The following is a 21,778-nucleotide window of genomic DNA, read 5'->3' as shown; positions in this document are numbered from 1 at the left end:
GATATCTCTTCCGTTTTTCTTTCTTTTGATGGGTACTCACCGAGGTTTTGAATAGTTGGTCGAATAACTTTCTTAACCAAAGTGGGTACTTTTTTTATCCCGCTAATTCACTTTTAAAACAGTTTCTTAATTTTAGTGGTGAGAAATAACAGCGCAGTTTTACGCTCCCGGTAATGCAGTGTTGCGAATATTATTTGATTTTCAGGAAATTGGATTTTATTGGAGTTTGTTTACAGGAGTCTCTAAACAACTTTCACTCTTAAAAATGCTATGCTTTGAAGCGGAAAAAGTAAATAAACACACTCTGAGAACGGCTCTTTTATTTTTCGTATTTTAGCCAAAAGCTTTATGAAGAGCTCATAAAATATTACCTTCCGAAGCAAACCCTGACTGCGTAAAAACGGTAGTAAAAAAGGCCAAAAAACTAAATTGAAATGTCCGGAAACCACGCGATCATTTTTTTCGACGGCGTATGCAACCTTTGCAATGGGTTTGTGCAGTTCGTAATTGCGCGCGACCCGGAAGGATATTTTCAGTTTGCCTCTTTACAATCGGAAGCAGCAAAGCCTTATTTAGAGCGCTGCAATATTTCCGGCGAACAACTTGCTTCCGTAGTTTTATTTGAAAACGGGAAATGCTATACCCAGTCTACGGCCGCGTTACGGATTCTGAAAAAGTTACCCGGTAGCTGGAAATTATTTTATGCCGGAATTGTGTTGCCCGCTTTTCTGCGTAATGCCACTTATAATTTTATTGCCCGAAACCGTTACCGCTGGTTTGGCAAACAGGAAAGTTGCTGGTTGCCTTCCCCGGAACTTAAAAGCCGCTTCCTTTAATCCGTTCCCTTTCCTTTACTTTTTATACCGAAAATGGTACCGTTTTTGGCTTGAAAACTAGTGCTCTTTCCGGCAGGAATTTGTCTTTTGTTGATTTTAGAAAATTTAAGAATACAGTTGGGTTTGCATGATTTATATCATTGAACATAAATTTTGAAAGGCCGTTTAAGAGCTTACCAAATTCATCTTTCTTAAATTATTTCCAACCCTTAACCTTTAACAAAACATGAGAGACAATCAGTACAATCAAGGCAGAAATCAGGGTTCACAATCTAATTACGGTTCTTCTCGCAACATGCGCAATTACGACGATGAGCCGCAATCATCCTGGCAGGGTGGCTATGGTTCGCAAGGCTCGTCGCGCAACAACTGGGGCAGTTCTTTGGAAAACGATTATAATGCGCCGCGTAGTAATTATGGCAATAGCTATGGTTCTTCAAGCAACTACGGCGATTCACCTTCTATGGGCGGCGATTTTGGATACAGCGGCTCTTCGGCCCGCGGTTCGCAAGGCCAGTCATGGCAAGGTGGTTACGGCGGTCGTGGTTCCGATTCCGGATACAATACGGGTTATGGCTCACAAAGCGGCTATGGCAGCTACGGTTCCCGTGGTTCGCAAGCTGACCGCGGAGGCCACAGCACCGCCCGAAGCGGCAATTATTCACCGGGTAATTATGGCTCTTCCGGCGGTTATGGTTCTTCCGGCGGTTACGGTTCTTCTCAGGGCAACTACAGCTCTCGGAGCGACTATAATGCTGAACCTATGAGCGGTAACTATGGCTCGCAAAGAGGTTTCGACCCAAATAGAAGTTCACGCAGTGGCTACAATCCGGATTTGAGTTCGCAGGGCAGATTTGGCACCCAGGATTACAGCGAAAGAAGCGATTATCGCAGCTCAGATATGGGAAGAAACCAGTATGGCAGCTCCAGCTCCATGCGTTACGGTTCGCAAGGCGAATACGGCTCCAGAAGCGGAGGTTACGGCAGCAATTATAATCCGGAAGGCGGCTACAACCAATCTTCCAGAAATAGCTGGTACGAAAGTTCGCCTTACAACCGGAGAGGCAACAGTTATGGCTCTAACCCGGAAAGAGGCAGCCGCAGCAGTTACGATGATCTATACTAACCAGATCATTTTAAAAAATAAAAACCCGCAGTGCGCTGCGGGTTTTTTTATGCTTTTTCATACCGTTTTGCTGTTAAAACTGAAGGAACTGTTGCTTTTCATTGACCGGTATTTCGCAGTCCAGCCATTTCAGCGCTTCATTCGGATTCTGAAAATAATGATTCTGAAACGTAAGTTCGCCGCTAGCCTTATCGAAAAGATCTACAATGGCCATGTGGTGGAAAATGTCTTCCGAAACAACGGTGGCCATTTTTTTTAGTCCGGAATTTAAGATGGTAGGCGCCATTAAAGCCACCCAGCTCTGGTCTTCCTGGCTCATCATTTCCATTTTACGGTTATCGGCCAGCCAGTTTTTCAGGCGTTTTTCGGTTATCAGTTCCGTGCATTTCAGAAAAGCTTCGCGAAAATCGGCACTGCTTAAACTTCCGAACCAGGAGGCGCTGCCTAAACTCTGACTTAGATCGTACCAGATGCAAACATGCCCGGTTTCGTAATAAATCTCTTTCATAATAAACCTTCGTAGTAATTTTGCAGTAGGTAGTATTTCGATTAAGGTAATATATTGAAATTGCAATATACTAAAAGGTGTGCATTTCGTAATTGCCAATTCCTTAAATATAGCATAAAATAAGTGAGAATTAAAACACGCAAAACAGTTTACAACGGATTTTTTAAAGTAGAAAATGTAACCTTGGAGCACAACGGAAAACTGATAGACCGCGACCTGGTAACTCCCAAAAACGGGGTAGCCGCTTTGGTTTACGATACAGTGCAACAACAATTTATTTTAACCGAACAATACCGGCTGGTAGCCGAAAAACCGCTGGTGGAAATAGTGGCCGGCCTGCTCGATAAGGAAGGTGAAAAGCCGGAAGATACCATTGTCCGCGAGATTGAAGAGGAAGTTGGTTATGCCGTAGATAAGTTGCAGTATATCAGCACGTATTACTCTACACCGGGCAGCTTTGCCGAAAAGATCTGGCTTTATTATGCCGAAGTAAGCCATAAAATTTCAGAAGGCGGGGGCGTAGCTTCCGAACACGAAGATCTGAAAACGGTATCCTTTTCGCGCGAAAAACTCTATAATACGCCATTCGAAGATGCCAAAACCCTGATCGCGGTGCTTTGGGAACGATGTAAGAAGCAGTAATAAACCTGCGTTCTCAAATTTCGTACTTTCTATTAAATACTATATAGTATTTGTGTTCATCACTTAACTTATTTATTATGAACCGTTTTGGAAGCAATAGTTTTGAAAATGAGAACGACCAGTTTGCAGATAATCAGCGCATTGGCCGTCAGTTAGCCGAAAATAATCCGCGCCCCTGGAACGAAACTTACGACCCGGAGCGCACTTATCAGGGCCGCCACCACAGCCATCCAGGTTACCGGTCAGATTACCCAAGCCGCAGCGATCAGTATTACAATAGATCTGCATATGGCAATGAACCATCATTTTACGCCGGTTCGCACCAGGATTACCCGGCCAATGACCCGGCCTGGCGCCACCACGACGACCGGATCTGGTCGGAGCGCAACGATTATAAAGACAGCGATTACCGCTACCGCAGTGGGCACCGCAATTTCTGGCACGAAGATTACGACGATAAATACGAAGCAAACCGCCATCCGCACCGCCGCCACCCCGAAAGTTTTATTGAACACCTTGGCGAGGGAATCCGGGAAGGTTGGAATAACTTGGTTCATCCGCGGCATGAAAGAGAACGTTATGAAGCCCATCGTCGGGAAAGAATGCATAGAAACGAACTGCGCCACTGGCCAAATGCAGAAAACTACCCGAGCGCCGAAGACAGAAGCCAGCGCGCTATTCGTGAGGAAGAACGTCGGGAAGATGAAATGCGCCGCCGGCAAATTGAACAGGAAAGCCGCCGTCACGGCGCCGGCTGGCACAATGCCGGACCAAACCACCACGATGAAGATTTCTTCGATTCCCGGAATTTCCGGTTGTAGAACATTTGGAATATGAAAAGAAAAACCCCGCAACTTTGCGGGGTTTTTTGCTTTAAAAGCATACCGTTTTTAAACCTGTGGTTCAGGGTTTTTCCGAAAATAATTCCCACATAATTTTTCCTTTGCTTTTCGGGATCCGGAAGCCGAGCAATTCGGCAATGGTAACGGGAATATCGGTTTGGTTATAAGAAGTTTTCAGGATCGTATTCTTTTTAAAATCGGGTCCGGAAGCGTAAAAATTCAGGTGGCGGCAACCCTGGCATTTATCTCCGTGCGACACAAAACCATCGGCATGGCCGTCCGGATGCCGGCCGTGGTCGTTCGTTACAATTAAAGTTGTTGTGCCCCGATAATGCTCATCTTCTTCCAGAAATTTCCACAGCTGGTAAACATATTCGTCGGTGGTTTTTATGCCTTGCAAATAGCCTTCCCAATCGTTGCTATGCGCCCGCGAATCGGGTTCTTTAAAATTCACAAGCAGCAAATTCGGTTTCTCCTGTTGCAAGATCTGCCTGCTGATTCGTAACGTTACCGAATCGGTCCGGTAACCGGACCCAGGACCGTTTATGCCGCAATTGATCATAGGCAAAAATTTTCCGTGATAGGTTTTGTTTCTGGTATCGGCCAGAATATGGAGTTTGTCTTTGCTGGTAACGATCCAGGCTTTATTGTTTGAGTTACCTCTATGCTGCAACCAGAGCTGCATAAAGTTCGGATTACGGGGCAGTTCACGGCCCGCATTATTTATCTGCTGATAAAAGCCAGTGGTTATAGCTGCGTGGCCGGCATTGGTATAGGTTGGCCCGGTATTGTAAAATGCGGTATTTATTACACCTGCTTTTGCCAGATCATGCGCCATTCTGGGAATGTGTTCCTGGTTTTTACTTCCCCAGGTTTCCGAATATCGCGGACCATCTACTACAACTACAATTACATTTTTGGTCCTATAAACTTTCGCTTCTGGAGCTGCAATTTTCAGGTTATTACCGCCTGAAAACGCTATGGTTTGGATATGAAAAAGTATACTTAAAAACATTAACATTTCTGAAGTAAAAGTAAAGTTCTATGGCAGATTTTTTTTCTGACGTGTTCTATCAAAACTGCCTACGGGTTTCATAAAGTTCCGGGTGGCGGCATTGCCAATTTTTTGTTTAAAATTCAGGTCGGAATGATTTAAATTCCCTCCGTATTGAGCAGGGTTTTTATTCAGATAGCACTTCAATATTCAGGCTTTATTTAATCGTAAACGCATACGTTCGTTGAGTTTTTCCGGCTTAAATAATGAGGTTATATATGCGGTTTGAAGCAATGGATGAATACCATATAAATAAAAAACTTATATAAAGGATACCGTATAATCAATATTTCCTTAACAAAGTATTTTACTTCCTCTCTTAACTGAATTAAATTATGAGTACAAAATCGAAATCAGTTAACCAGAAAAATGCTGACGATAAAAGTGATGTGATGTTTACCGAACATACGCATAAACACCACAATAGTAAAAGCAAGCTTCCGGAACCAAAAGGAAAGTTGATCGCGATTGGCGGCAGCGAAAGTAAAGGCGGTGAACCGGAAATAGGTTCTAACCAGGATGAAAACGAAAACTTTGAAAAATACGCCATTCTGCAGCGGTTCATAGATGAAATTAAAGGCAATGGCGAACCTTCGGTGGTTGTGATTCCTACGGCTTCGCAAGAACCGGAACAAGCCGCGCAGGATTATATAAAAGTATTCAAGCATTTAAAATTCACGAATGTACAGATAGCTGATATCCGGAGCAGGGAAGACTCCAACAAAGAATTGTATCTGGAAATGGCCAGAAATGCCAGGGGGGTTATTTTTACCGGCGGCGACCAGCTGCGCATTACCTCTTTTCTGGGTGGTACCGAATTCCTCGATATTTTGAAAGACCGGTTTACCCGGGAAGCAATTGTAATTGCGGGAACCAGTGCCGGCGCAATGGCGCTTTCTACGCCTATGATCTACCAGGGCGGCGCCAACGATTCGGGTTACCTGAAAGGGGAAGTACGCATGGCAACCGGTTTGGAATTTCTGAAAGATGTGGCCGTAGACACGCATTTTATTGCCCGCGGTCGCATTGTGCGAATGGCCCATATCATTGCCTTAAATCCGGGTGCTATTGGCATCGGGCTGGAAGAAGATACCGCCGTAGTGGTTACCAATGGCATGAATATGGAAGTAATTGGCAGTGGTATTGTAACTGTAATAGATGGCCACCCGATGTCTTACACCAACTTAGCTGAAATTAAGGATGGGGAACCGATAACCATGTGCGATATGAAAGTCCATTTCCTGTCGCGGGGGCAAACCTACAACCTGAACCGGCGGCAGCAGACTTTCGCGTAATGCCGGTAATAAGAGTGCTTTTTAACAGAACCAACATTTATTATTAAAAAGAATATCAAATTAAGAACTACTGCTACATGTCAGATTTTGTAATTGTAGTGCATGGCGGAGCCGAAAATAAAGGCCGCGATGAAATTACTCCGGAAAAAGAAGCGGCGTTCCGCAATGGAATAGAAAAAGCGCTGCAGGCCGGGCATGAAATTCTGGAAACCGGAGGAACAGCTGTAGATGCTGTGGAAGCTGCTGTGCGTTGCTTGGAAAACAGTTATTTGTTCAATGCCGGAAAAGGCGGCGCTTTTGATGAGGAAAAAGGAATTGCTTTTGATGCTTCCATTATGGACGGGAATTCGCTGAAACTTGGCGCGGTGGCGGCGGTTAAAAATGTGAAAAACCCGATCAGCTTGGCTAAAACCGTTAAAGATAGATCGGAGCATTGTTTACTGGTGGCTGAAGGCGCCGAAAAATTTGCCCGGGAACAGTGATTAGAATTTCGGCCGGAAGAATATTTTAAAACGCACCAGCAGGAAGATGAATACGAAAAAGCAATGGCTGAAAAGCCAAAAAGGAGCCCGACAAAAGTATTATTATGAAAGATACGGTAGGCGCGGTGGCTTTAGATAAACACGGAAATCTGGCGGCAGCAACTTCTACCGGCGGGCTGGCTGGTCAGCACGTAGGCCGGGTTGGTGATTCGCCGCTGGTAGGTGCCGGAGTTTATGCAAACAACGAAACCTGCGCCATTTCCTGCACCGGCGATGGTGAATGCATTATGCGGGCCAACGTGGCTTTTAATGTGCACGCTTTAGTAAAATATAAAAGCCTGAATCTTCACGATGCAGTTGTGCAGGCCTGTCAGGACTATAAAGATAAAATTACCGGCGACCGCAACCTGATCGCGTTGAATAAAGAAGGCAATATCGTGTTTCAGTTCGAAACGAATTTAATGTTCCGCGGAAGCCGGAAGAACGATGAAGTAACTTACGTTGCGATCTGGAAAGAAGAGTAATTTTTTTACATTTAATCAATTCGGAAAGAGCCTTTGCAGTGGATTATTTACCTGAAAAGGCTCTTTTGATTTTAGCGATCCATTCCGGTTTTTTCTCAAATTCCGAATCATCGCCCATTACATAACTGAACGGGTTTAGCTCCGGAATATGGCTGCAAACAATGCGGATAATTGCAAAAAGCGGCTCGAAAAGGATCATGCCCGGAATTCCCCAGATCAGTTCACCGATCACGATCGCAAAAATGGTCATAATAGGGCTGAGACTGAGTTGGGCACCCATTACCAGCGGCTCAATAATATTGTTGTCGATAGCCTGCCCCGAAATTAAGATCACGACCGTAGGAATGAACATGCCCGTAGAGCCGCTGATCAGTGTCATGATAAGCGGGAAAAATGCACCTACAAATGCGCCTACGTAAGGAATTAAATTCGGAATAACGGCAATAACGCTTATCAGAATGGCATTTTTAAGCCCGAGAATGGTGAATGCGATGCTGTAGAAAACCGCCACAAAAAGCATAGAAATAAGGCGGCCGGTTAAATATTGCCCCGAAACTTTGGTGATCTGTTCCAGCGTTTTTTTGGCTTTGGTCTGGTTTTCGGATGAAACGAGTTGCAGAATAAAGGTCTTGTATTTTTCGCGTTTCCACATCAGGAAAAACATGTAGAGAATTACCAGTACAAAAGCCGTTACAATGCCAACGGTGCCTTGTAAAACGGAAGTAAAAAACCGGTTGGCCGAAGCTGAAAATTTAGCGATCTGCGATTTTATAAAGGCTAACTGTTTTTGTGGCGATACGCCAAATTGCTGCTCGATCCAAGTCTGGATCTGATTCATCAATTCGTGCAGCTTTTCCTGGATCTGGGGCATGTCTTCGGAAAAACTGGTAGCCTGCGCCGCAATGATCATAATAAATCCCGCCACTAAAAGCAGAATGATCAGTACGCAGACCATAGTTGCCCAAAAGCGGTTCATGCCCCACTGTTCCAGCTTCCGGCTAACCGGCAGCATAAGCATAGATAGAATAATGCCAAACGAAAGCGGAATGAAAAATACACGGCCGTAATACATGGCCATTACGAACAAAATTCCGAGTAGGATAATGGCATTAAGCCGGTAAAGCGAAATACTTTTCATGCAGTTTTATTACCTTTTGTTCTTTTACGGCTTTTCCGGTTTATATTTTCATTTTTTAATATTTTAATTTTAGAATACTTTCGATGAGGCTGGTTTTATGACTTTTTAGGGCCGAAAGCATAGCGTTTTTTTGAATGACTGAATTAGAGAATTGTTGAATGAGAGAATGATTTAAAAAATATCCATTAAATTTTTGTCATGTTGAGCCATAGCGAAACAACTTGTCGGCGGCTGTTAGTCATGTTATTTCTGGCTTTTTGCTTACCGCCGATAAGGTCCTTCAGCGCTACGCTCGCAATCTTCGCGCTCCCGCGCTCAATTGTGTTCAGGATGACAAGCGTATTTATTAAATAGCTTCAGAAAAAAAATTTGAGTTTTTGGGGCGGAAAGGATACCGTTTTGGGGTGAAGACAGCTGTTAAACTTTGTGATAAAAATGATCGGTATTCATGAGAAATAAAAAACTGTATTGGAATTGGTAAAACCTGTTTAACTTGCCGGTTCTTCAAAAACGCTATGCTTTTGTCATGAAAAACCTGTTCCGGCCCGGCGATATTAAAACGTACCAGAAAACCGTTTCAGAAGCTGATTTTGCACAGTTCGAAACCGGTTTGGTACACCCGGTTTGCGCAACCTTTTCGCTGGCGCAGGCCGTAGAATGGGCTTCGCGCTTGTTTGTGCTCGAAATGAAAGACGAGGACGAGGAAGGAATTGGTACGCTGCTTACCATAGAACATAAAAGTCCGGCATTTGCTGGTGAAACCATTACAATTACGGCTACCGTTAAATCGTTGGAACGTAACGAACTGATCTGCAGCTACGAAGCGAAAGTGGGTGAGCGGCTGGTAGCTACCGGCGAAACCGGACAAAAGATATTGAAGAAAGAAAAATTACAGAAAATATTACAAAAACCTTCCGAAACCGATGGCCAAAGCGAAAGATAAAGACCGGATCCAGAAACACGTAAACATTGTAAACCGCCGCGCCAGTTTCGAGTACCAGTTCCTTGTAAAATACACGGCGGGCATCATGCTGAAAGGCACCGAAATAAAATCCATCCGGGAAGGGAACGTGAATATGGGCGATGCATTTTGTACGTTTCATAACGATGGTTTGTGGGTACACCAGATGCACATTGCCAAATTTACCGAAGGCACTTACAACAACCACGAACCGATGCGCGAGCGCAAACTCTTGCTTAATAAGCGCGAGCTGAACCAGCTGGAAAAGAAAAGCCAGGAGCAGGGTTTAACCATTATTCCTATCCGGATCTTTATAAGCGAACGCGGTTTTGCCAAAGTAGAAATTGCGCTGGCGCGAGGTAAAAAACTGTTCGATAAACGCGAAGACATTAAAGCAAAGGATCAGAAGCGGGAAATGGATAGGAGTGGGTATTAATGTGCTGATTTTTTAATGTGCTCAAGCTAATTTTGAAACTCAGTTATGCATAAAGTTAGCGCAGTGCTTCACGCATTTTCCGGAAAGCCAATTTCCCGATAGGCGTAAAACCTGAAACAAGAAAAAACAGAGAAATTGCCGAAACTGTGCTATCAAATTTTGTGAAATAAATTGTTAAAAGCCAATCAGGAGATTTTAACCCCAATAGTGCGGAGCGCGCTGGGTTAACGATATGTATGAGCGGAAAAAGTACTGAAACCAGAATGCTTTACTTGCCTGTTGGGTATCTGAAAATCTTTGTTAAATTTGAGTATGAAACCCGTTTGTGAAAGGTTAGATATCAAAACGGTAGCAAAATCGGGTAAGAAACCTACAGATATATTGCAGATAACCGTAGTAGTGTTTTATATCCAGTAGTTAGCAAATATTCAAATGAAAGGAGAAGAACTTATTCAATCTGCTATTGGCCAAAAATTAAAAGAAGGCAAACTACAATCGTTCCTTTTAAAAGGAGAACTTGTCGATAGGATTAATGTGACCTTTCTTAAATTCGACAAATGGATTCGTATTATGTCAACTGATGAAATGACACAAATTTCAAAAGAAGAGGATTCGTTTGGTCAAGTTGAATTTTACGGTGACGATGAGTTTAAATATCCAATTGAGCACATCGATTTTTATTTCCCAGAATTTAGAAAATACATCGGGAAACAGCTATTGGGTTATAAAGAGATAGTTTTAAAAAATAATGAATCATTGAGTTTTGGTATTAACTTGTATTTTGAGGATAATCTTAATTTTCTGGTCCATAATCAAAATTACCCTGTTGATAGAAATGAGTATATCTTCGAAAATCTTGTGCCTAAAGAACTGAAAGAGAGATAAAAGAAAATTAGCTAACCACACCTATACGGCAGCTTCGCCGCCGCATAGCCTAGTACGTTATAAGCCATTTTAGGTTAAAACAAAAATATGACAAGTAACCTTGAAAGAATATATGGTGATTTCAGGTCGACCTTTGAAAACAAACCAGACTTTGTAATTGACTTTTTTGTAAATAACAGCTTGCTTCTAAACAACATTAATACAATTAATGACAAAAATGAGCTTAAGGTTTTTATTGAAATGACTTGGCAATATTTAAATGCTATTTACCAAAAAGACCGTTTTAACGAAACTGTTGATTTTGCTGACAAAAATTTAAAACTTATTGACAGCGAAATAAGCAGACTATATGCTGATGACCTAAAAGACGATTGGTATAACGGAATTTTACATTTCAAAGGAATGGCAGCCTACCGTCTTAGGGATTATAAAACTTCAACTCCTATATACAAATATTTAACAACTACCGACCCCAAAAATGATAGCTTTAAAAATTGGCTAAATTACTCAACTTACGGTCAAAAACTTTGGTTAGTGAATACCATAAATGTTGTCTGCGGTTTATTATTGCTAATATACTTTTTTGGCAAAGCTTATATCGAACTTTTTGAAATTAGAATTTTAATCCTGAGTATTGGTTTGCTTGGACTAATTGGGAACTGGGCTTATGAATATTATATTAAAAGAAGCTTTAGGCAGGCAACAAAACAATAACTGTAGAAAGAAAAACAACTTATAACCAAAGCTTTACGTCAGGCGGGTTTCCGTGCCAAGTGCAATTCTGTTAACTTTCAAAAACCAAAAACCGGTGGGTAACGGACCTGCAGGCAATTTCCCCGCCCGCCGCAAAGCCCAGCCGTTATCCATCCAAATTTTTCATAAAACAAATTCCAAATTTAAAAACTTCAAATTCCTTACCTTTGCGCTTTCAAAACTTCAAATTTACAAATCTCCAAATTTAACACGTGGACTACGGAATCTGCAGCCTGAGCAATGTACCGGTCAGAAGCGAACCTTCGGATAAAGCGGAACTAGTAACACAATTATTTTTCGGTGAATGCTACCAGGTTTTGCAAAAAGAAGGCAACTGGTTCCAGATACAAATTGCTTCTGATAATTACATTGGCTGGATCGATTTTAAGCAGCATTTTGCTGTAACCGACGAATATTTTCTGGAGTGGAAAGCTACGTCGCACCCGCGCAGTTTAGATATTGTGCAGACCGTAAGTTCAGCCAATGCGGTAACGCCGGTTTTAATGGGCAGCATCCTACCGTTTTTCGATGGCATAAATCTGCGGCTGGGGCATGAGAAATTGCTTTACAACGGACGCGCCTCCAATTTAAGCACTGAATATCGTCCGGCTTTTCTGGCTAAAATTGCTACCACGTTTTTGAAAGCGCCTTACGTTTGGGGTGGTAAATCCATTTTTGGCATCGATTGTTCGGGATTTACGCAACAGGTAATGGGCATTTGCGGCGTGCAATTACCGCGCGATGCGTATCAGCAAGTTGCTTTGGGCGAAGAAGTGCATTTTGTAAGTTTAGCGCGTACCGGCGATCTTGCTTTTTTTGATAACGACGAAAGCCGCATTATTCACGTGGGCATTATGCTCGATAACCAGCAGATCATTCATGCGCACGGCGAAGTTCGCATCGATCAATTGGATCATTACGGCATTTACAACCAGCAGCGCAAACGGTATTCGCATAAACTGCGGCTTATCAAACGCCTGTTTCCGGTAAAGTAATTTTCCTGTTTTCTTTGAGTTTTTCAGGCTGAAAGCATAGCGTTTTCTTGCTGCATTTTTCTGTTCCGCTGAGCTTAAACACCTGCCATTCGAGTTCATTCTAGTTGGTCTGGCTCAAAGTACCTGTATTCATTACAATTTCTTCATGGCTTGAATATTGCACTTCCTGAGAATATTTTGTATATTTTCGGAATTGTAAAGCAACGCGCCATGGATCATAAGGTACTTATTCTGAATCAGGATTATTCGGCAATTTCGTTGTGCAGCGTACAAAAAGCGTTCAGTCTCATTTATTTAGAAAAAGCCGAAATGCTGGAAAAATACGAGAACAGTTTTCTGCGCAGCATATCAGCCACGTATCCCAAGCCGTCGGTTATACGGTTGTCGCGTTATGTGCACATTCCGTACAAAGGCATTGCGCTCAGCCGCCACAACATCATGAAGCGCGACCATTTTCAGTGCCAGTATTGCGGTTCCAATAAAAACCTGACCCTCGATCATTTATTTCCAAGGTCGCGGGGCGGAAAATCTACCTGGACCAATTTACTTACGGCCTGCAACCGCTGCAACACCCGCAAAGGCGACCGCACCCCCGAAGAAGCCGGTTTCGTACTGAAACAACAACCTAAAAAACCAACCTTGGTAGCTTTTCTGCGGCTGCATGCCACCAATATGGATCAAAGCTGGGCGCATTATCTGAAAGCGGAAGCAGTATAAATTTTTGTTCAGGCTAGGGGAGAAGCGGATTTTATTTGTCTTCGGCAAAAGGCTGCGGTGTTATGCCGGAAAACGGCTACTTTTGCAAACTTCTTTCATCTGCTATGCAATTTAAATCTCCCTTTAGAAAAGTAATTCTGGGCCTAACTTTTTTGTTCGCAACGCATATCGTTTTTGCGCAAGATCCAACTCCTTCCGAAACTCCAAAAAATGTAATTAAAATTGCGCCTTTTGCTTTTATTCACGGACAAATGCCGTTTACCGCAGAATCGCGGATCGGGTATGAACGCGTGATTGGCAAGCAGAGCAGCGTGGCAGGCAGTTATTCGTATCTGGGCACTAATTATCCGTTTGGTTTTATTGGCAGCGCCGCTTTAAGTGCCACGCTTACGAGCGCGATCGTTTTATATGGTAAACCCGGCAAAGTCGCCATTGTCTGGACCGAAACCGATATTCAGGCGACCGGTTACCGTTATCAGTTTCAGTATAAGCGCTACCTGAGCAGCAATAAAATGGCACCGGAAGGTTGGTATCTGTCGCCGCATTATTCTTACGCCAAAACCGATTACAACGTAGAAATGAACGATTTTGAAATTAAATTCAAGGTGAAGGCGAAGAACGAAAGTTACAATCTTTTATTCGGCTACCAGGAAGTGCTGGGCAAGCATTTCGTAGTTGATATTTTTACCGGATTAGGTTACCGCAACAATCGCCGCGACATTCTGGATGACCAGGATAATTTTCTGAAACGCATGGAAAAAGGCAGCGCCCTGAAATTCTCTTCGGGGTTTAATATTGGCTGGGCTTTTTAGCAATTACTAAATCTTAAGCCGCACGCGAGTTTTTACATGAAAAACCCTACCGTTTTTATCTGAAACGGTAGGGTTTTTAGCTTTAAAAGTCGTGAGTATTCAAGCTTATTCCGCAGAATTTTCGGGCGGATTGGTGTTGTCTTTATTCTGATACTTTTCCGGATCAATTTCATGAATGGTTTTGATCTGGCTTTCAATTTGTTCGCGCACTGCAGTATCTTCCAAAGCAACCTGTTGGTCGAAACTTAAAGCCTGCGGCCTTATACTTTTCTCGATCTCCTGCAGCTGAAACAAGTAATTATCGAAACGAATGGCGGCATCTTTCAGAAAATCAGCGGTTTTATCGTTCATTTCATCCATTAAACTCGCCTTTGTGATTTCGGTCAGCCGCACTTCTTTGTGAATGAAATCTACCAGTTCCGCTTCAGTTTTACCCTTGGCTTTTTGTTCGTTAAGCCGGCTCAAAAAAACTTTAATATCTAATTCCATAATTTTTCAATTCCTTAAAGTTATTTACGGCTTCGTTTGTTTTACAGCCCGAATAATAGAAGAAGAAATACGCTATTGTTTTGGCACTAAAAACTAAAGGCGCTGAATTTTCTGATTACCAGTAATTTCCGGGTTTAAGTTTTACTTTTAAGATATAAATGATTAATTTCGCGCACCGTTCGGGTGAGCGGTTCTGGTTTTGGCCAGATTGTATAACTATAGGCCGGTAAAGCGCTTCGGTTGCCGGTGTTTAACAGAAGCAAATGCTATAATATGAGCAATCAAGTAGAAGATTTCGATTGGGATAAGTTTGAATCCCAAGGTTTCGGCGGTGGTTATTCCAAAGCTGAGAAAGCTGAAATGGAAAAAATGTACGGCGATACATTAACTACCGTTCAGGAAGAAGAAGTCATTAAAGGAACAGTTGTTGGTATCACCGATCGTGACGTGATCCTGAACATCGGTTTCAAATCAGACGGCCTTGTTCCGATCTCTGAATTCCGCGACATGCCAGACCTTAAAGTTGGCGACGAAGTTGAGGTATTCATCGAAGATCAGGAAGATCCAAACGGTCAGCTGATCCTTTCCCGCAAAAAAGCGAAAATCGTTAAAGCCTGGGATACTATTTACAAAGCCCTGGAAGAAGATACAATCCTTGAAGGTCTGGTTAAACGTCGTACCAAAGGTGGTCTTATCATGGACCTGCACGGTGTTGAAGCGTTCTTACCAGGTTCACAGATCGACGTGAAGCCGATCCGCGATTTCGATATCTTCGTTGGTAAGAAAATGGAAGTGAAAGTTGTGAAAATCAACGCCGCTTTCGACAATGTAGTAGTATCGCACAAAGTTCTGATCGAGAAAGATCTGGAGCAGCAGCGTTCTGCTATTCTGAACAACCTGGAAAAAGGTCAGGTTCTGGAAGGCGTTATCAAGAACATGACAAACTTCGGTGTGTTCATCGACCTTGGTGGCGTAGACGGTCTGTTACACATCACCGATATCTCTTGGGGCCGCATAAACCACCCTTCAGAGGTATTAGAATTAGACCAGAAAGTAAACGTAGTAGTTCTGGATTTCGACGACGACAAGAAGCGTATTTCTTTGGGTATGAAGCAATTAACTCCTCACCCTTGGGATGCTTTGTCAACTGACATCGAAGTTGGTTCACGCGTTAAAGGTAAAATTGTAAACGTAGCTGATTACGGTGCGTTCTTAGAAATTCTGCCAGGTGTAGAAGGTCTGATTCACGTTTCTGAAATGAGCTGGTCACAGCATTTACGCAACCCGCAAGACTTCATCAAACAAGGTGACGAAATTGAAGCGGTTGTGTTAACGCTGGATCGCGAAGAGCGCAAAATGTCTTTAGGCATTAAGCAATTAACCGAAGATCCTTGGACAAAAGAAGATGTTCTGACGAAATATGGTGTAGGCACGAAACACACTGGTGTTGTTCGTAACTTAACTAACTTCGGTCTGTTCATCGAGCTTGAAGAAGGTGTTGACGGTTTAGTTCACGTTTCTGATCTTTCTTGGACCAAGAAGATCAAACACCCATCTGAGTTCGTAAAAGTTGGCGAAAACTTAGACGTAGTTGTTCTGGAATTAGATGTTCCGAACCGTCGTTTAGCGTTAGGCCACAAACAACTGGAAGAAAACCCTTGGGATACTTTCCAGTCAGTTTTCACGCCAGGTTCAACGCACAAAGCTACTATCATCGAGAAATCTGATCGTGGTGCCGTGCTTGAATTACCTTACGGTATCGAAGGTTTTGCTTTCCCTAAATCTTTAGTGAAAGAAGATGGTTCGAACGCTGAGGTTGGCGAGCAGCTGGATTTCAAAGTAATGGAATTCTCGAAAGAAGATCGTAAGATCATCCTGAGCCACACAAACGTTTATTCAGATCCGAAAGAAGATACTTCTAAAGCCGATAAATTCGCAAAGAAGAAGCCTGCTGCCGGTGAGAAAAAAGAGCCTAAAGCTGAGAAGAAAACGAAAGAAGTTGAGAAATCAACTCTTGGTGACTTAGATGCTTTATCTGCGTTGAAAGACAAAATGATGAGCAACGAAAAAGAAGCTGGTGTTCAGAAACTGGAAGCTGCCGCGAAAGCGAAAAAAGATGCTTCTAACGAAGAAGCTGCTTCTGAAGAAACTGAAGGTTAATTCCTGAAATTCTGATAATAGAAAAAACCCGGCCAAAAGGTCGGGTTTTTTTATGCCTGAACGCGAGCGTTTTAGTAAAAATGTGCGAAAATTTCGGCCCGAATATTTGAAATATTGCGTAATAGGCGTATGTTTGCATCATCAAAACGGTGACGTGGCCGAGTGGCTAGGCTCAGCTCTGCAAAAGCTGCTACAGCGGTTCGAATCCGCTCGTCACCTCTGAGATTTACAAAAGCCCTGTGTAAGTAATTATGCAGGGCTTTTTGTTTTTTAAGCCGGAAAGCTTAGCGATTTTGGGTTTTATTTGCTAACATTGTTCAATTTTGGAGTTTAGAAGTTTAGATCAATAATTATAATTACAATGAAAAAAGCTGTACTTATAATTCTCGGTGTTTTTTCTGCCGAGTTCGCCTTTTCTCAAAAAGGCGAACATACTTTAGGAATTCAATTTGGGGCTAATGCATCAAAAGTAAAACAGGTTGGTGTTAAAGATAAATATGAAACCAAAGTTTTCCCTCTGGGCGGTGTTTTTTACGATATTGCGCTTAGCAAAAGGCTTGGAATAAGCACAGGTTTACAAGTGCGAACCTTCGAGGAGAATAGAGATTATAGGTTTTTTGATTACTCACCTTTTCATGGTGAGAATGTATTAAAATATACTTACCTGGATCTTCCGTTAAATTTAATGGTTAATTTTAATTTCAGGGAAACGCAAGCCTGGAAACCATATCTTTTGTTTGGCTATAATTATAGTAGGTTAATTTATCGGAAAACAACGAATCTCCATTCCGGAGCAATTAGCAAGGGGTTTACAGACTTTCATTCTGTTTGGCAGGCGCATTATTTGCATGCAGGCCTGGAAGTTCATCATGCATTATCGGAGAAATTTATGTTGGCTATAAACCCGGGCTTCTGCTTCAATTTAGATCCGGATAGTTTTTATAATGAACAACATGAAAGCTTTGTATATCTTAAATTAAAGTTCGGAAGACGCTGGAATCGTAACTAAGGTTAGAATATTTCCTGACTTTTTTCAACCTAAACCATACCATTTTTCCCATAAAAAAAGCCGCAACTGAATTTCAGCTGCGGCTTTTTCGCCTTTAAACGATACCGTTTTATTTCAGTGTAAAAGTAGTTTTACCGATAAGGTGGCCTTCGGCGTAAAGCTCAATGGTGTGCTGACCGATTTTATAAGGAGCGCCTTTCGAGTAAATAAACGATACTTCCTGACCAGAATTATCGAATAAAAGATCGCGTTTGGCGGTGTAGAAGGTTTCCTGGCCGTTTACCATAAAGGTACCAGAACCGGTAGAAAGGTTATACAGAGCCGCGCCATCCGGTTCGATCAAACGCATCATGATCTCTTTGTTCTCTTTTTCGGCTACTTCATTTTTCGCTAAACGGAAAGCTACTTTAATTTTATCTACGCGTTTTGCCCGGAATTCTTCGTCGCTGTCTTCGCGTTCTTTGCCTTTCTGGTTAATTGTGGTAACCTTAATATTCTGAGCCTCTAAGCGCGAGGCAATTGCTACTTTCTGCGACAGCGCCTGGTTGTTGCGTTTCACCGTAATAATGGTGTCGTTCAGTTGGTTTTGCGCCGTTTTTAAGTTGGTGTTTTCACCGTAAAGGGCTTCGTTATCTTCTTTCAGGCGGGCAATTTCTTCGTCTTTTTTCTTTAGTTGGGCTTCGAAATTGGCAGCGCGCTGTTTAAATTTACGCTGATCTGCCAGGCTGAAGCTGGTATTCCGGAAAGAACGAAGTTTCTTAAGATCGGCATTTAAAGCCTCTAATTTACTTTGTAAAGAATCGTTGGTAAGGCCCATGCCTTGTAATTCCTGGCTCTGGCGTTCAAAATCAGCTTTTAGGGCTTCATATTGTTTGATCCTGTCTTCGAGTTCAGTGTTTTTCAGCCGGATGGTTTCGTCCTGCTGGTCGATTTTCTTTTTGGTTTGATGCTGCATGTAAAACAGAATACCGTTAATACTCAGCAGAACAATAATTAAACCGACTACCAGAAGTTTACGGTTGCCGTCGCGTTCAGAATTGGTTTCACTCATGGGTGTTTCTTTTAGGGTTTTCATTGGTCAATCTGCGGTTACGCAGTTTGCAAAAATACGGTTATATGCCGCTATTGCAAACGTGCCGTTAAAATTACTTAGCTTGCAAAAAAAATATAAAATGGAAACGAATTTGAGTCCTGATTATTGGCAGACCCGATATAAGAACGCCCAAACCGGTTGGGATCTGGGTGCGGTTTCACCTCCATTGAAGGCCTACACTCACCAATTATCGAGCCAGAAATTGAAGATCCTGATTCCAGGAGCCGGAAATGCCTACGAAGCCGAGTATCTGCACCAGTTGGGATTTACGGAAGTGTACGTGGCCGACATTGCGGAATCGCCTTTACAAGCATTAAAACAACGCGTTCCGGATTTTCCAGCTGAGCATTTACTGCACCAGAATTTTTTTGAAATCCAGGATACTTTCGATCTGATTCTGGAGCAAACTTTTTTCTGCGCCATAAACCCGGAGCTGCGGCCTGCTTATGCCAAAAAATGCGCTGAATTGCTAAAACCAGGCGGAAAACTGGTGGGTTTACTGTTTAATACTACTTTTGAAAATCCTGGTCCGCCCTTTGGTGGCAGTGCCGAAGAATACCGCGTTTATTTCGAGCCTTACTTTCATTTCCGTACCTTTGCACCAGCTTACAACTCGGTAAAGCCACGAGCCGGCCGCGAATTGTTTATGATTCTGGAACGGAAAGAGAATTGAGAATTATACTGGAATCAAGACCCGTATTAATTTGCTTTTTTGACTTTCCAAGGCCAAAACTATAGCGTTTTCAGATTTAATTATTCTGAAAACTATTCACTATTCATTCATCACTAAATATTAATCACTCAAATGAATATTCCTAATTTACGAAATACAGAATCCGGCAATTTCTTTTTAATGGCCGGGCCTTGTGCCATAGAAGGGGAAGAAATGGCGCTGGAAATTGCGGAACGCATTAAAGCCATTACCGACCGCCTGCAGATTCCGTTCATTTTTAAAGGTTCTTACCGCAAAGCCAACCGTTCGCGCCTCGATTCTTTTACTGGCATTGGCGATGAAAAAGCCCTGAAAATTCTGCGGAAAGTGGGAGAGACCTTCAACATTCCAACCGTAACGGATATCCACGAAAGTGCGGAAGCGGCTATGGCGGCTGAATACGTGGATGTGCTGCAGATCCCGGCTTTTCTTTGCCGCCAGACCGATCTGTTGGTTGCTGCAGCCAAAACCGGTAAAACGGTGAACGTGAAAAAAGGCCAATTCCTTTCCGGCGAAGCCATGCAATTTGCCGTTGGAAAACTTCGCGATTCCGGTAACGAAAATATTATTCTGACTGACCGCGGTAACTCTTTTGGCTATTCAGATATGGTAGTAGATTTCCGGAATTTACCGATCATGCAAAGCTTTGGCGTTCCGGTAGTGATGGATGTAACGCATTCTTTGCAGCAGCCAAACCAGACTTCCGGCGTAACCGGTGGCCAACCAGCTTTAATTGAAACGATTGCCAAAGCTGCTATTGCGGTGGGCGCCGAAGGTTTGTTCATTGAAACGCATCCAACGCCTGCTACAGCAAAATCGGATGGCGCGAATATGCTGGCGCTCGATAACCTGGAAATGTTGCTGACGAAGCTGGTGAAAATCCGGCAGGCCATTCGGTAAATGAAAAACTGTTGTAAACCCTTTTGTAGAGACGCAATAATTTGCGTCTCTTTTTTATTTTAAAATTTATTATTCCGGAAATGATCGGGCATAAAAAAGACGCAAAGTATAGCGTCTCTACAATCGTTAATACCTGATCGTAAAATATTCTTTCACCTGACTTTTTCGGAAGAAAACGATACCGATTTGAAATAGGTCTAACGCAACCGTAACTTCCGGCATGGCGGCAATTTCTTTCCAGGCGCGTTCCATTTCAGCGCTCCAGTAAATATCATCAATTACAAAAACGGTATCTTCGTGTGCTTTGGCTAAACACTGCCGGAAATACCGCATGGTTGGTTCGTAACGGTGATTCCCATCGAAGAAAACGAAATCTACTTTATCGACTTTTTTAAGCGTTTCTGATAGCGTTTCGTCCAGGTTTCCTTCTACTAAGTGAATATTGCCAAGCTTCAGGCTTTTGAAATTCTCGCGGGCAATAGCAGCCGTTTCCGGGCAACCTTCGAAGGTATAAACGGTGCTGCTGCGGCGTGCGGAAGCTAAATAAGCTGTAGTTAAACCAAGCGAAGTCCCGAGATCAAAAATGGTTTCCGGTGCAAAATGGTTAACCAGCCGGAATAAAAGCTGTGCATGTTTTGGAGCTTTTGCCGAAATTCTGGCAATGTCTTTTACTTTGCGGGTGCGGCCGGCATTGGTTTTAGAACCAGCCCCGAAATCTTTGATCGTAATTTTCCGGTTATCTTCCAGTAATACATGGCGCAGGTCTTCAATTAAAAGGTAAGCGGCAAACGTACCTTTGTGGTCTATAACCTGGTGTTGCAGATTGAAAACGAACGGCGAATGAATGCCATGCAGGCGGAAAGAGCGGGTTAAATGTTGCGCATATTTTGCAGCAAGCCGAAGTGGAAACACGAAATTTTAATTCAGTTTATAAGGTACGATCAAAACAAATTCCGGAATTTCAACTTTAAATTCGCGGCCATCTACCAGACGTTCCATGGTATAAAAGCCGGTCATTTTACCAATTCCGGTCTTTAAATTACAACCCGAAACGTATTGATGCGATTCGCCGGGCTCTAACGTTGGTTGCTGACCCACTACACCTTCACCTTCCACTTCCCGCACCGTACCGTTAGAATCGAAGATCTGCCAGTAGCGGCGCAGCAGTTTTACGGTAAATTCGCTGTTGTTCTGAATATTGATCTTATAGGCAAAAACATAGTGCTGCTGACCCGGGCTCGAATAATCGGGAAGATAATTAGTAGTAACCGTTACTTGAACGCCTTGAGTTGTCTGGGTATCCATATAAAAAAGCAGCGTATATTTGTTTTATAAACAGCTATTGCCCGTGATAAGTTTACGTATTATTACGCGCGAAAAAAATAAATGGTATCCTTTTAATCCGAAAA

At 42.8% G+C, this 21,778-nt stretch carries 25 protein-coding genes and 1 tRNA gene; 19 read left to right on the top strand and 7 right to left on the bottom strand.

Annotated features, from left to right (window positions below):
- The first annotated feature begins 434 nt into the window (after window positions 1-434).
- Window positions 435-836, top strand: coding sequence for a thiol-disulfide oxidoreductase DCC family protein (locus ACFPIB_RS07550; RefSeq protein WP_378016826.1), 402 nt, complete (start codon window positions 435-437; stop codon window positions 834-836).
- A gap of 226 nt (window positions 837-1,062) precedes the next feature.
- A complete protein-coding gene (locus tag ACFPIB_RS07545) occupies window positions 1,063-1,962 on the top strand; it encodes a hypothetical protein (RefSeq protein ID WP_378016825.1) in 900 nt (299 codons plus the stop codon).
- A 73-nt stretch (window positions 1,963-2,035) separates the two neighbouring features.
- On the opposite strand, the gene ACFPIB_RS07540 is transcribed toward ACFPIB_RS07545, so the two are convergent.
- Window positions 2,036-2,470, bottom strand: coding sequence for a hypothetical protein (locus ACFPIB_RS07540; RefSeq protein WP_378016824.1), 435 nt, complete (start codon window positions 2,468-2,470; stop codon window positions 2,036-2,038).
- A gap of 123 nt (window positions 2,471-2,593) precedes the next feature.
- On the opposite strand from ACFPIB_RS07540, the gene ACFPIB_RS07535 reads away from it, so the two are divergent.
- Both ACFPIB_RS07535 and ACFPIB_RS07530 read left to right on the top strand, forming a co-directional pair.
- The gene (locus ACFPIB_RS07535) at window positions 2,594-3,112 is read left to right on the top strand and encodes an NUDIX domain-containing protein (RefSeq protein WP_378016823.1); all 519 of its coding nucleotides are present in this window, start codon (window positions 2,594-2,596) and stop codon (window positions 3,110-3,112) included.
- A 77-nt stretch (window positions 3,113-3,189) separates the two neighbouring features.
- Window positions 3,190-3,933 (top strand): hypothetical protein, encoded by a 744-nt coding sequence (locus tag ACFPIB_RS07530; RefSeq protein WP_378016822.1) that lies wholly within the window; start codon window positions 3,190-3,192, stop codon window positions 3,931-3,933.
- 82 nt (window positions 3,934-4,015) lie between these two features.
- On the opposite strand, the gene ACFPIB_RS07525 is transcribed toward ACFPIB_RS07530, so the two are convergent.
- The gene (locus ACFPIB_RS07525; RefSeq protein ID WP_378016821.1) at window positions 4,016-4,969 is read right to left on the bottom strand and encodes an alkaline phosphatase family protein; all 954 of its coding nucleotides are present in this window, start codon (window positions 4,967-4,969) and stop codon (window positions 4,016-4,018) included.
- Window positions 4,970-5,343: 374 nt separating this feature from the next.
- On the opposite strand from ACFPIB_RS07525, the gene ACFPIB_RS07520 reads away from it, so the two are divergent.
- The 3 genes from ACFPIB_RS07520 to ACFPIB_RS07510 all read left to right on the top strand — a co-directional run bounded on the left by ACFPIB_RS07520 (window position 5,344) and on the right by ACFPIB_RS07510 (window position 7,309).
- On the top strand, window positions 5,344-6,303 hold the full coding sequence (locus tag ACFPIB_RS07520; protein WP_378016820.1) for a cyanophycinase: 960 nt from the start codon (window positions 5,344-5,346) through the stop codon (window positions 6,301-6,303).
- Window positions 6,304-6,380: 77 nt separating this feature from the next.
- Complete coding sequence (locus ACFPIB_RS07515; RefSeq protein ID WP_378016819.1) at window positions 6,381-6,785, top strand: isoaspartyl peptidase/L-asparaginase; 405 nt, start codon at window positions 6,381-6,383, stop codon at window positions 6,783-6,785.
- 104 nt (window positions 6,786-6,889) lie between these two features.
- Complete coding sequence (locus tag ACFPIB_RS07510; protein WP_378016818.1) at window positions 6,890-7,309, top strand: isoaspartyl peptidase/L-asparaginase; 420 nt, start codon at window positions 6,890-6,892, stop codon at window positions 7,307-7,309.
- Window positions 7,310-7,352: 43 nt separating this feature from the next.
- Here ACFPIB_RS07510 and ACFPIB_RS07505 read toward each other — a convergent pair whose 3' ends face one another.
- A complete protein-coding gene (locus tag ACFPIB_RS07505) occupies window positions 7,353-8,447 on the bottom strand; it encodes an AI-2E family transporter (protein WP_378016817.1) in 1,095 nt (364 codons plus the stop codon).
- A 526-nt stretch (window positions 8,448-8,973) separates the two neighbouring features.
- Between ACFPIB_RS07505 and ACFPIB_RS07500 the strand changes: the two genes are divergently transcribed.
- The 7 genes from ACFPIB_RS07500 to ACFPIB_RS07470 all read left to right on the top strand — a co-directional run bounded on the left by ACFPIB_RS07500 (window position 8,974) and on the right by ACFPIB_RS07470 (window position 14,006).
- On the top strand, window positions 8,974-9,390 hold the full coding sequence (locus tag ACFPIB_RS07500; RefSeq protein WP_378016816.1) for a thioesterase family protein: 417 nt from the start codon (window positions 8,974-8,976) through the stop codon (window positions 9,388-9,390).
- Window positions 9,371-9,844 carry an SsrA-binding protein SmpB gene (smpB, locus tag ACFPIB_RS07495; protein ID WP_378016815.1) on the top strand — a complete coding sequence of 158 codons (474 nt, stop codon included), beginning with the start codon at window positions 9,371-9,373 and terminating at the stop codon, window positions 9,842-9,844. The genes ACFPIB_RS07500 and smpB overlap by 20 nt, the downstream gene beginning before the upstream one ends.
- A gap of 432 nt (window positions 9,845-10,276) precedes the next feature.
- Entirely contained in the window at window positions 10,277-10,729 is a 453-nt protein-coding gene (locus ACFPIB_RS07490) for a hypothetical protein (RefSeq protein WP_378016814.1), read from the top strand.
- Window positions 10,730-10,816: 87 nt separating this feature from the next.
- Window positions 10,817-11,443: a hypothetical protein gene (locus tag ACFPIB_RS07485; protein ID WP_378016813.1), complete on the top strand. Its 627-nt coding sequence runs from the start codon at window positions 10,817-10,819 to the stop codon at window positions 11,441-11,443.
- Window positions 11,444-11,694: 251 nt separating this feature from the next.
- Entirely contained in the window at window positions 11,695-12,477 is a 783-nt protein-coding gene (locus ACFPIB_RS07480; RefSeq protein ID WP_378016812.1) for a C40 family peptidase, read from the top strand.
- A 210-nt stretch (window positions 12,478-12,687) separates the two neighbouring features.
- On the top strand, window positions 12,688-13,194 hold the full coding sequence (locus ACFPIB_RS07475; RefSeq protein ID WP_378016829.1) for an HNH endonuclease: 507 nt from the start codon (window positions 12,688-12,690) through the stop codon (window positions 13,192-13,194).
- A gap of 152 nt (window positions 13,195-13,346) precedes the next feature.
- Window positions 13,347-14,006, top strand: a complete 660-nt coding sequence (locus tag ACFPIB_RS07470) for a hypothetical protein (protein WP_378016811.1) — start codon at window positions 13,347-13,349, stop codon at window positions 14,004-14,006.
- 105 nt (window positions 14,007-14,111) lie between these two features.
- Here the strand turns inward: ACFPIB_RS07470 and ACFPIB_RS07465 are convergent, their stop codons facing one another.
- Complete coding sequence (locus ACFPIB_RS07465) at window positions 14,112-14,495, bottom strand: hypothetical protein (protein ID WP_378016810.1); 384 nt, start codon at window positions 14,493-14,495, stop codon at window positions 14,112-14,114.
- Between the two features lie 273 nt (window positions 14,496-14,768).
- Between ACFPIB_RS07465 and rpsA the strand changes: the two genes are divergently transcribed.
- The 3 genes from rpsA (at window position 14,769) to ACFPIB_RS07450 (ending at window position 17,664) form a co-directional block, all read left to right on the top strand.
- A complete protein-coding gene (gene rpsA / locus ACFPIB_RS07460) occupies window positions 14,769-16,655 on the top strand; it encodes a 30S ribosomal protein S1 (RefSeq protein WP_378016809.1) in 1,887 nt (628 codons plus the stop codon).
- A gap of 148 nt (window positions 16,656-16,803) precedes the next feature.
- Window positions 16,804-16,874 (top strand) — tRNA-Cys (locus ACFPIB_RS07455).
- 142 nt (window positions 16,875-17,016) lie between these two features.
- Window positions 17,017-17,664, top strand: a complete 648-nt coding sequence (locus ACFPIB_RS07450) for an outer membrane beta-barrel protein (RefSeq protein ID WP_378016808.1) — start codon at window positions 17,017-17,019, stop codon at window positions 17,662-17,664.
- 109 nt (window positions 17,665-17,773) lie between these two features.
- Here the strand turns inward: ACFPIB_RS07450 and ACFPIB_RS07445 are convergent, their stop codons facing one another.
- The gene (locus ACFPIB_RS07445; RefSeq protein WP_378016807.1) at window positions 17,774-18,739 is read right to left on the bottom strand and encodes a hypothetical protein; all 966 of its coding nucleotides are present in this window, start codon (window positions 18,737-18,739) and stop codon (window positions 17,774-17,776) included.
- A 97-nt stretch (window positions 18,740-18,836) separates the two neighbouring features.
- Here ACFPIB_RS07445 and ACFPIB_RS07440 point away from each other — a divergent pair, with 97 nt between their 5' ends.
- Together ACFPIB_RS07440 and kdsA are read left to right on the top strand one after the other, a co-directional pair.
- Window positions 18,837-19,430, top strand: a complete 594-nt coding sequence (locus tag ACFPIB_RS07440; protein ID WP_378016806.1) for a methyltransferase — start codon at window positions 18,837-18,839, stop codon at window positions 19,428-19,430.
- 132 nt (window positions 19,431-19,562) lie between these two features.
- Complete coding sequence (kdsA, locus tag ACFPIB_RS07435; protein WP_378016805.1) at window positions 19,563-20,369, top strand: 3-deoxy-8-phosphooctulonate synthase; 807 nt, start codon at window positions 19,563-19,565, stop codon at window positions 20,367-20,369.
- A gap of 126 nt (window positions 20,370-20,495) precedes the next feature.
- Here the strand turns inward: kdsA and ACFPIB_RS07430 are convergent, their stop codons facing one another.
- Window positions 20,496-21,281 (bottom strand): O-methyltransferase, encoded by a 786-nt coding sequence (locus ACFPIB_RS07430; protein WP_378016804.1) that lies wholly within the window; start codon window positions 21,279-21,281, stop codon window positions 20,496-20,498.
- Window positions 21,282-21,287: 6 nt separating this feature from the next.
- A complete protein-coding gene (apaG, locus tag ACFPIB_RS07425) occupies window positions 21,288-21,674 on the bottom strand; it encodes a Co2+/Mg2+ efflux protein ApaG (RefSeq protein WP_378016803.1) in 387 nt (128 codons plus the stop codon).
- Between the last annotated feature and the right edge of the window lie 104 nt (window positions 21,675-21,778).

The organism is Adhaeribacter terreus, assembly GCF_042657365.1.
Taxonomy (GTDB): domain Bacteria; phylum Bacteroidota; class Bacteroidia; order Cytophagales; family Hymenobacteraceae; genus Adhaeribacter_A; species Adhaeribacter_A terreus.
This window is presented reverse-complemented; position numbering and strand designations above follow the sequence as displayed.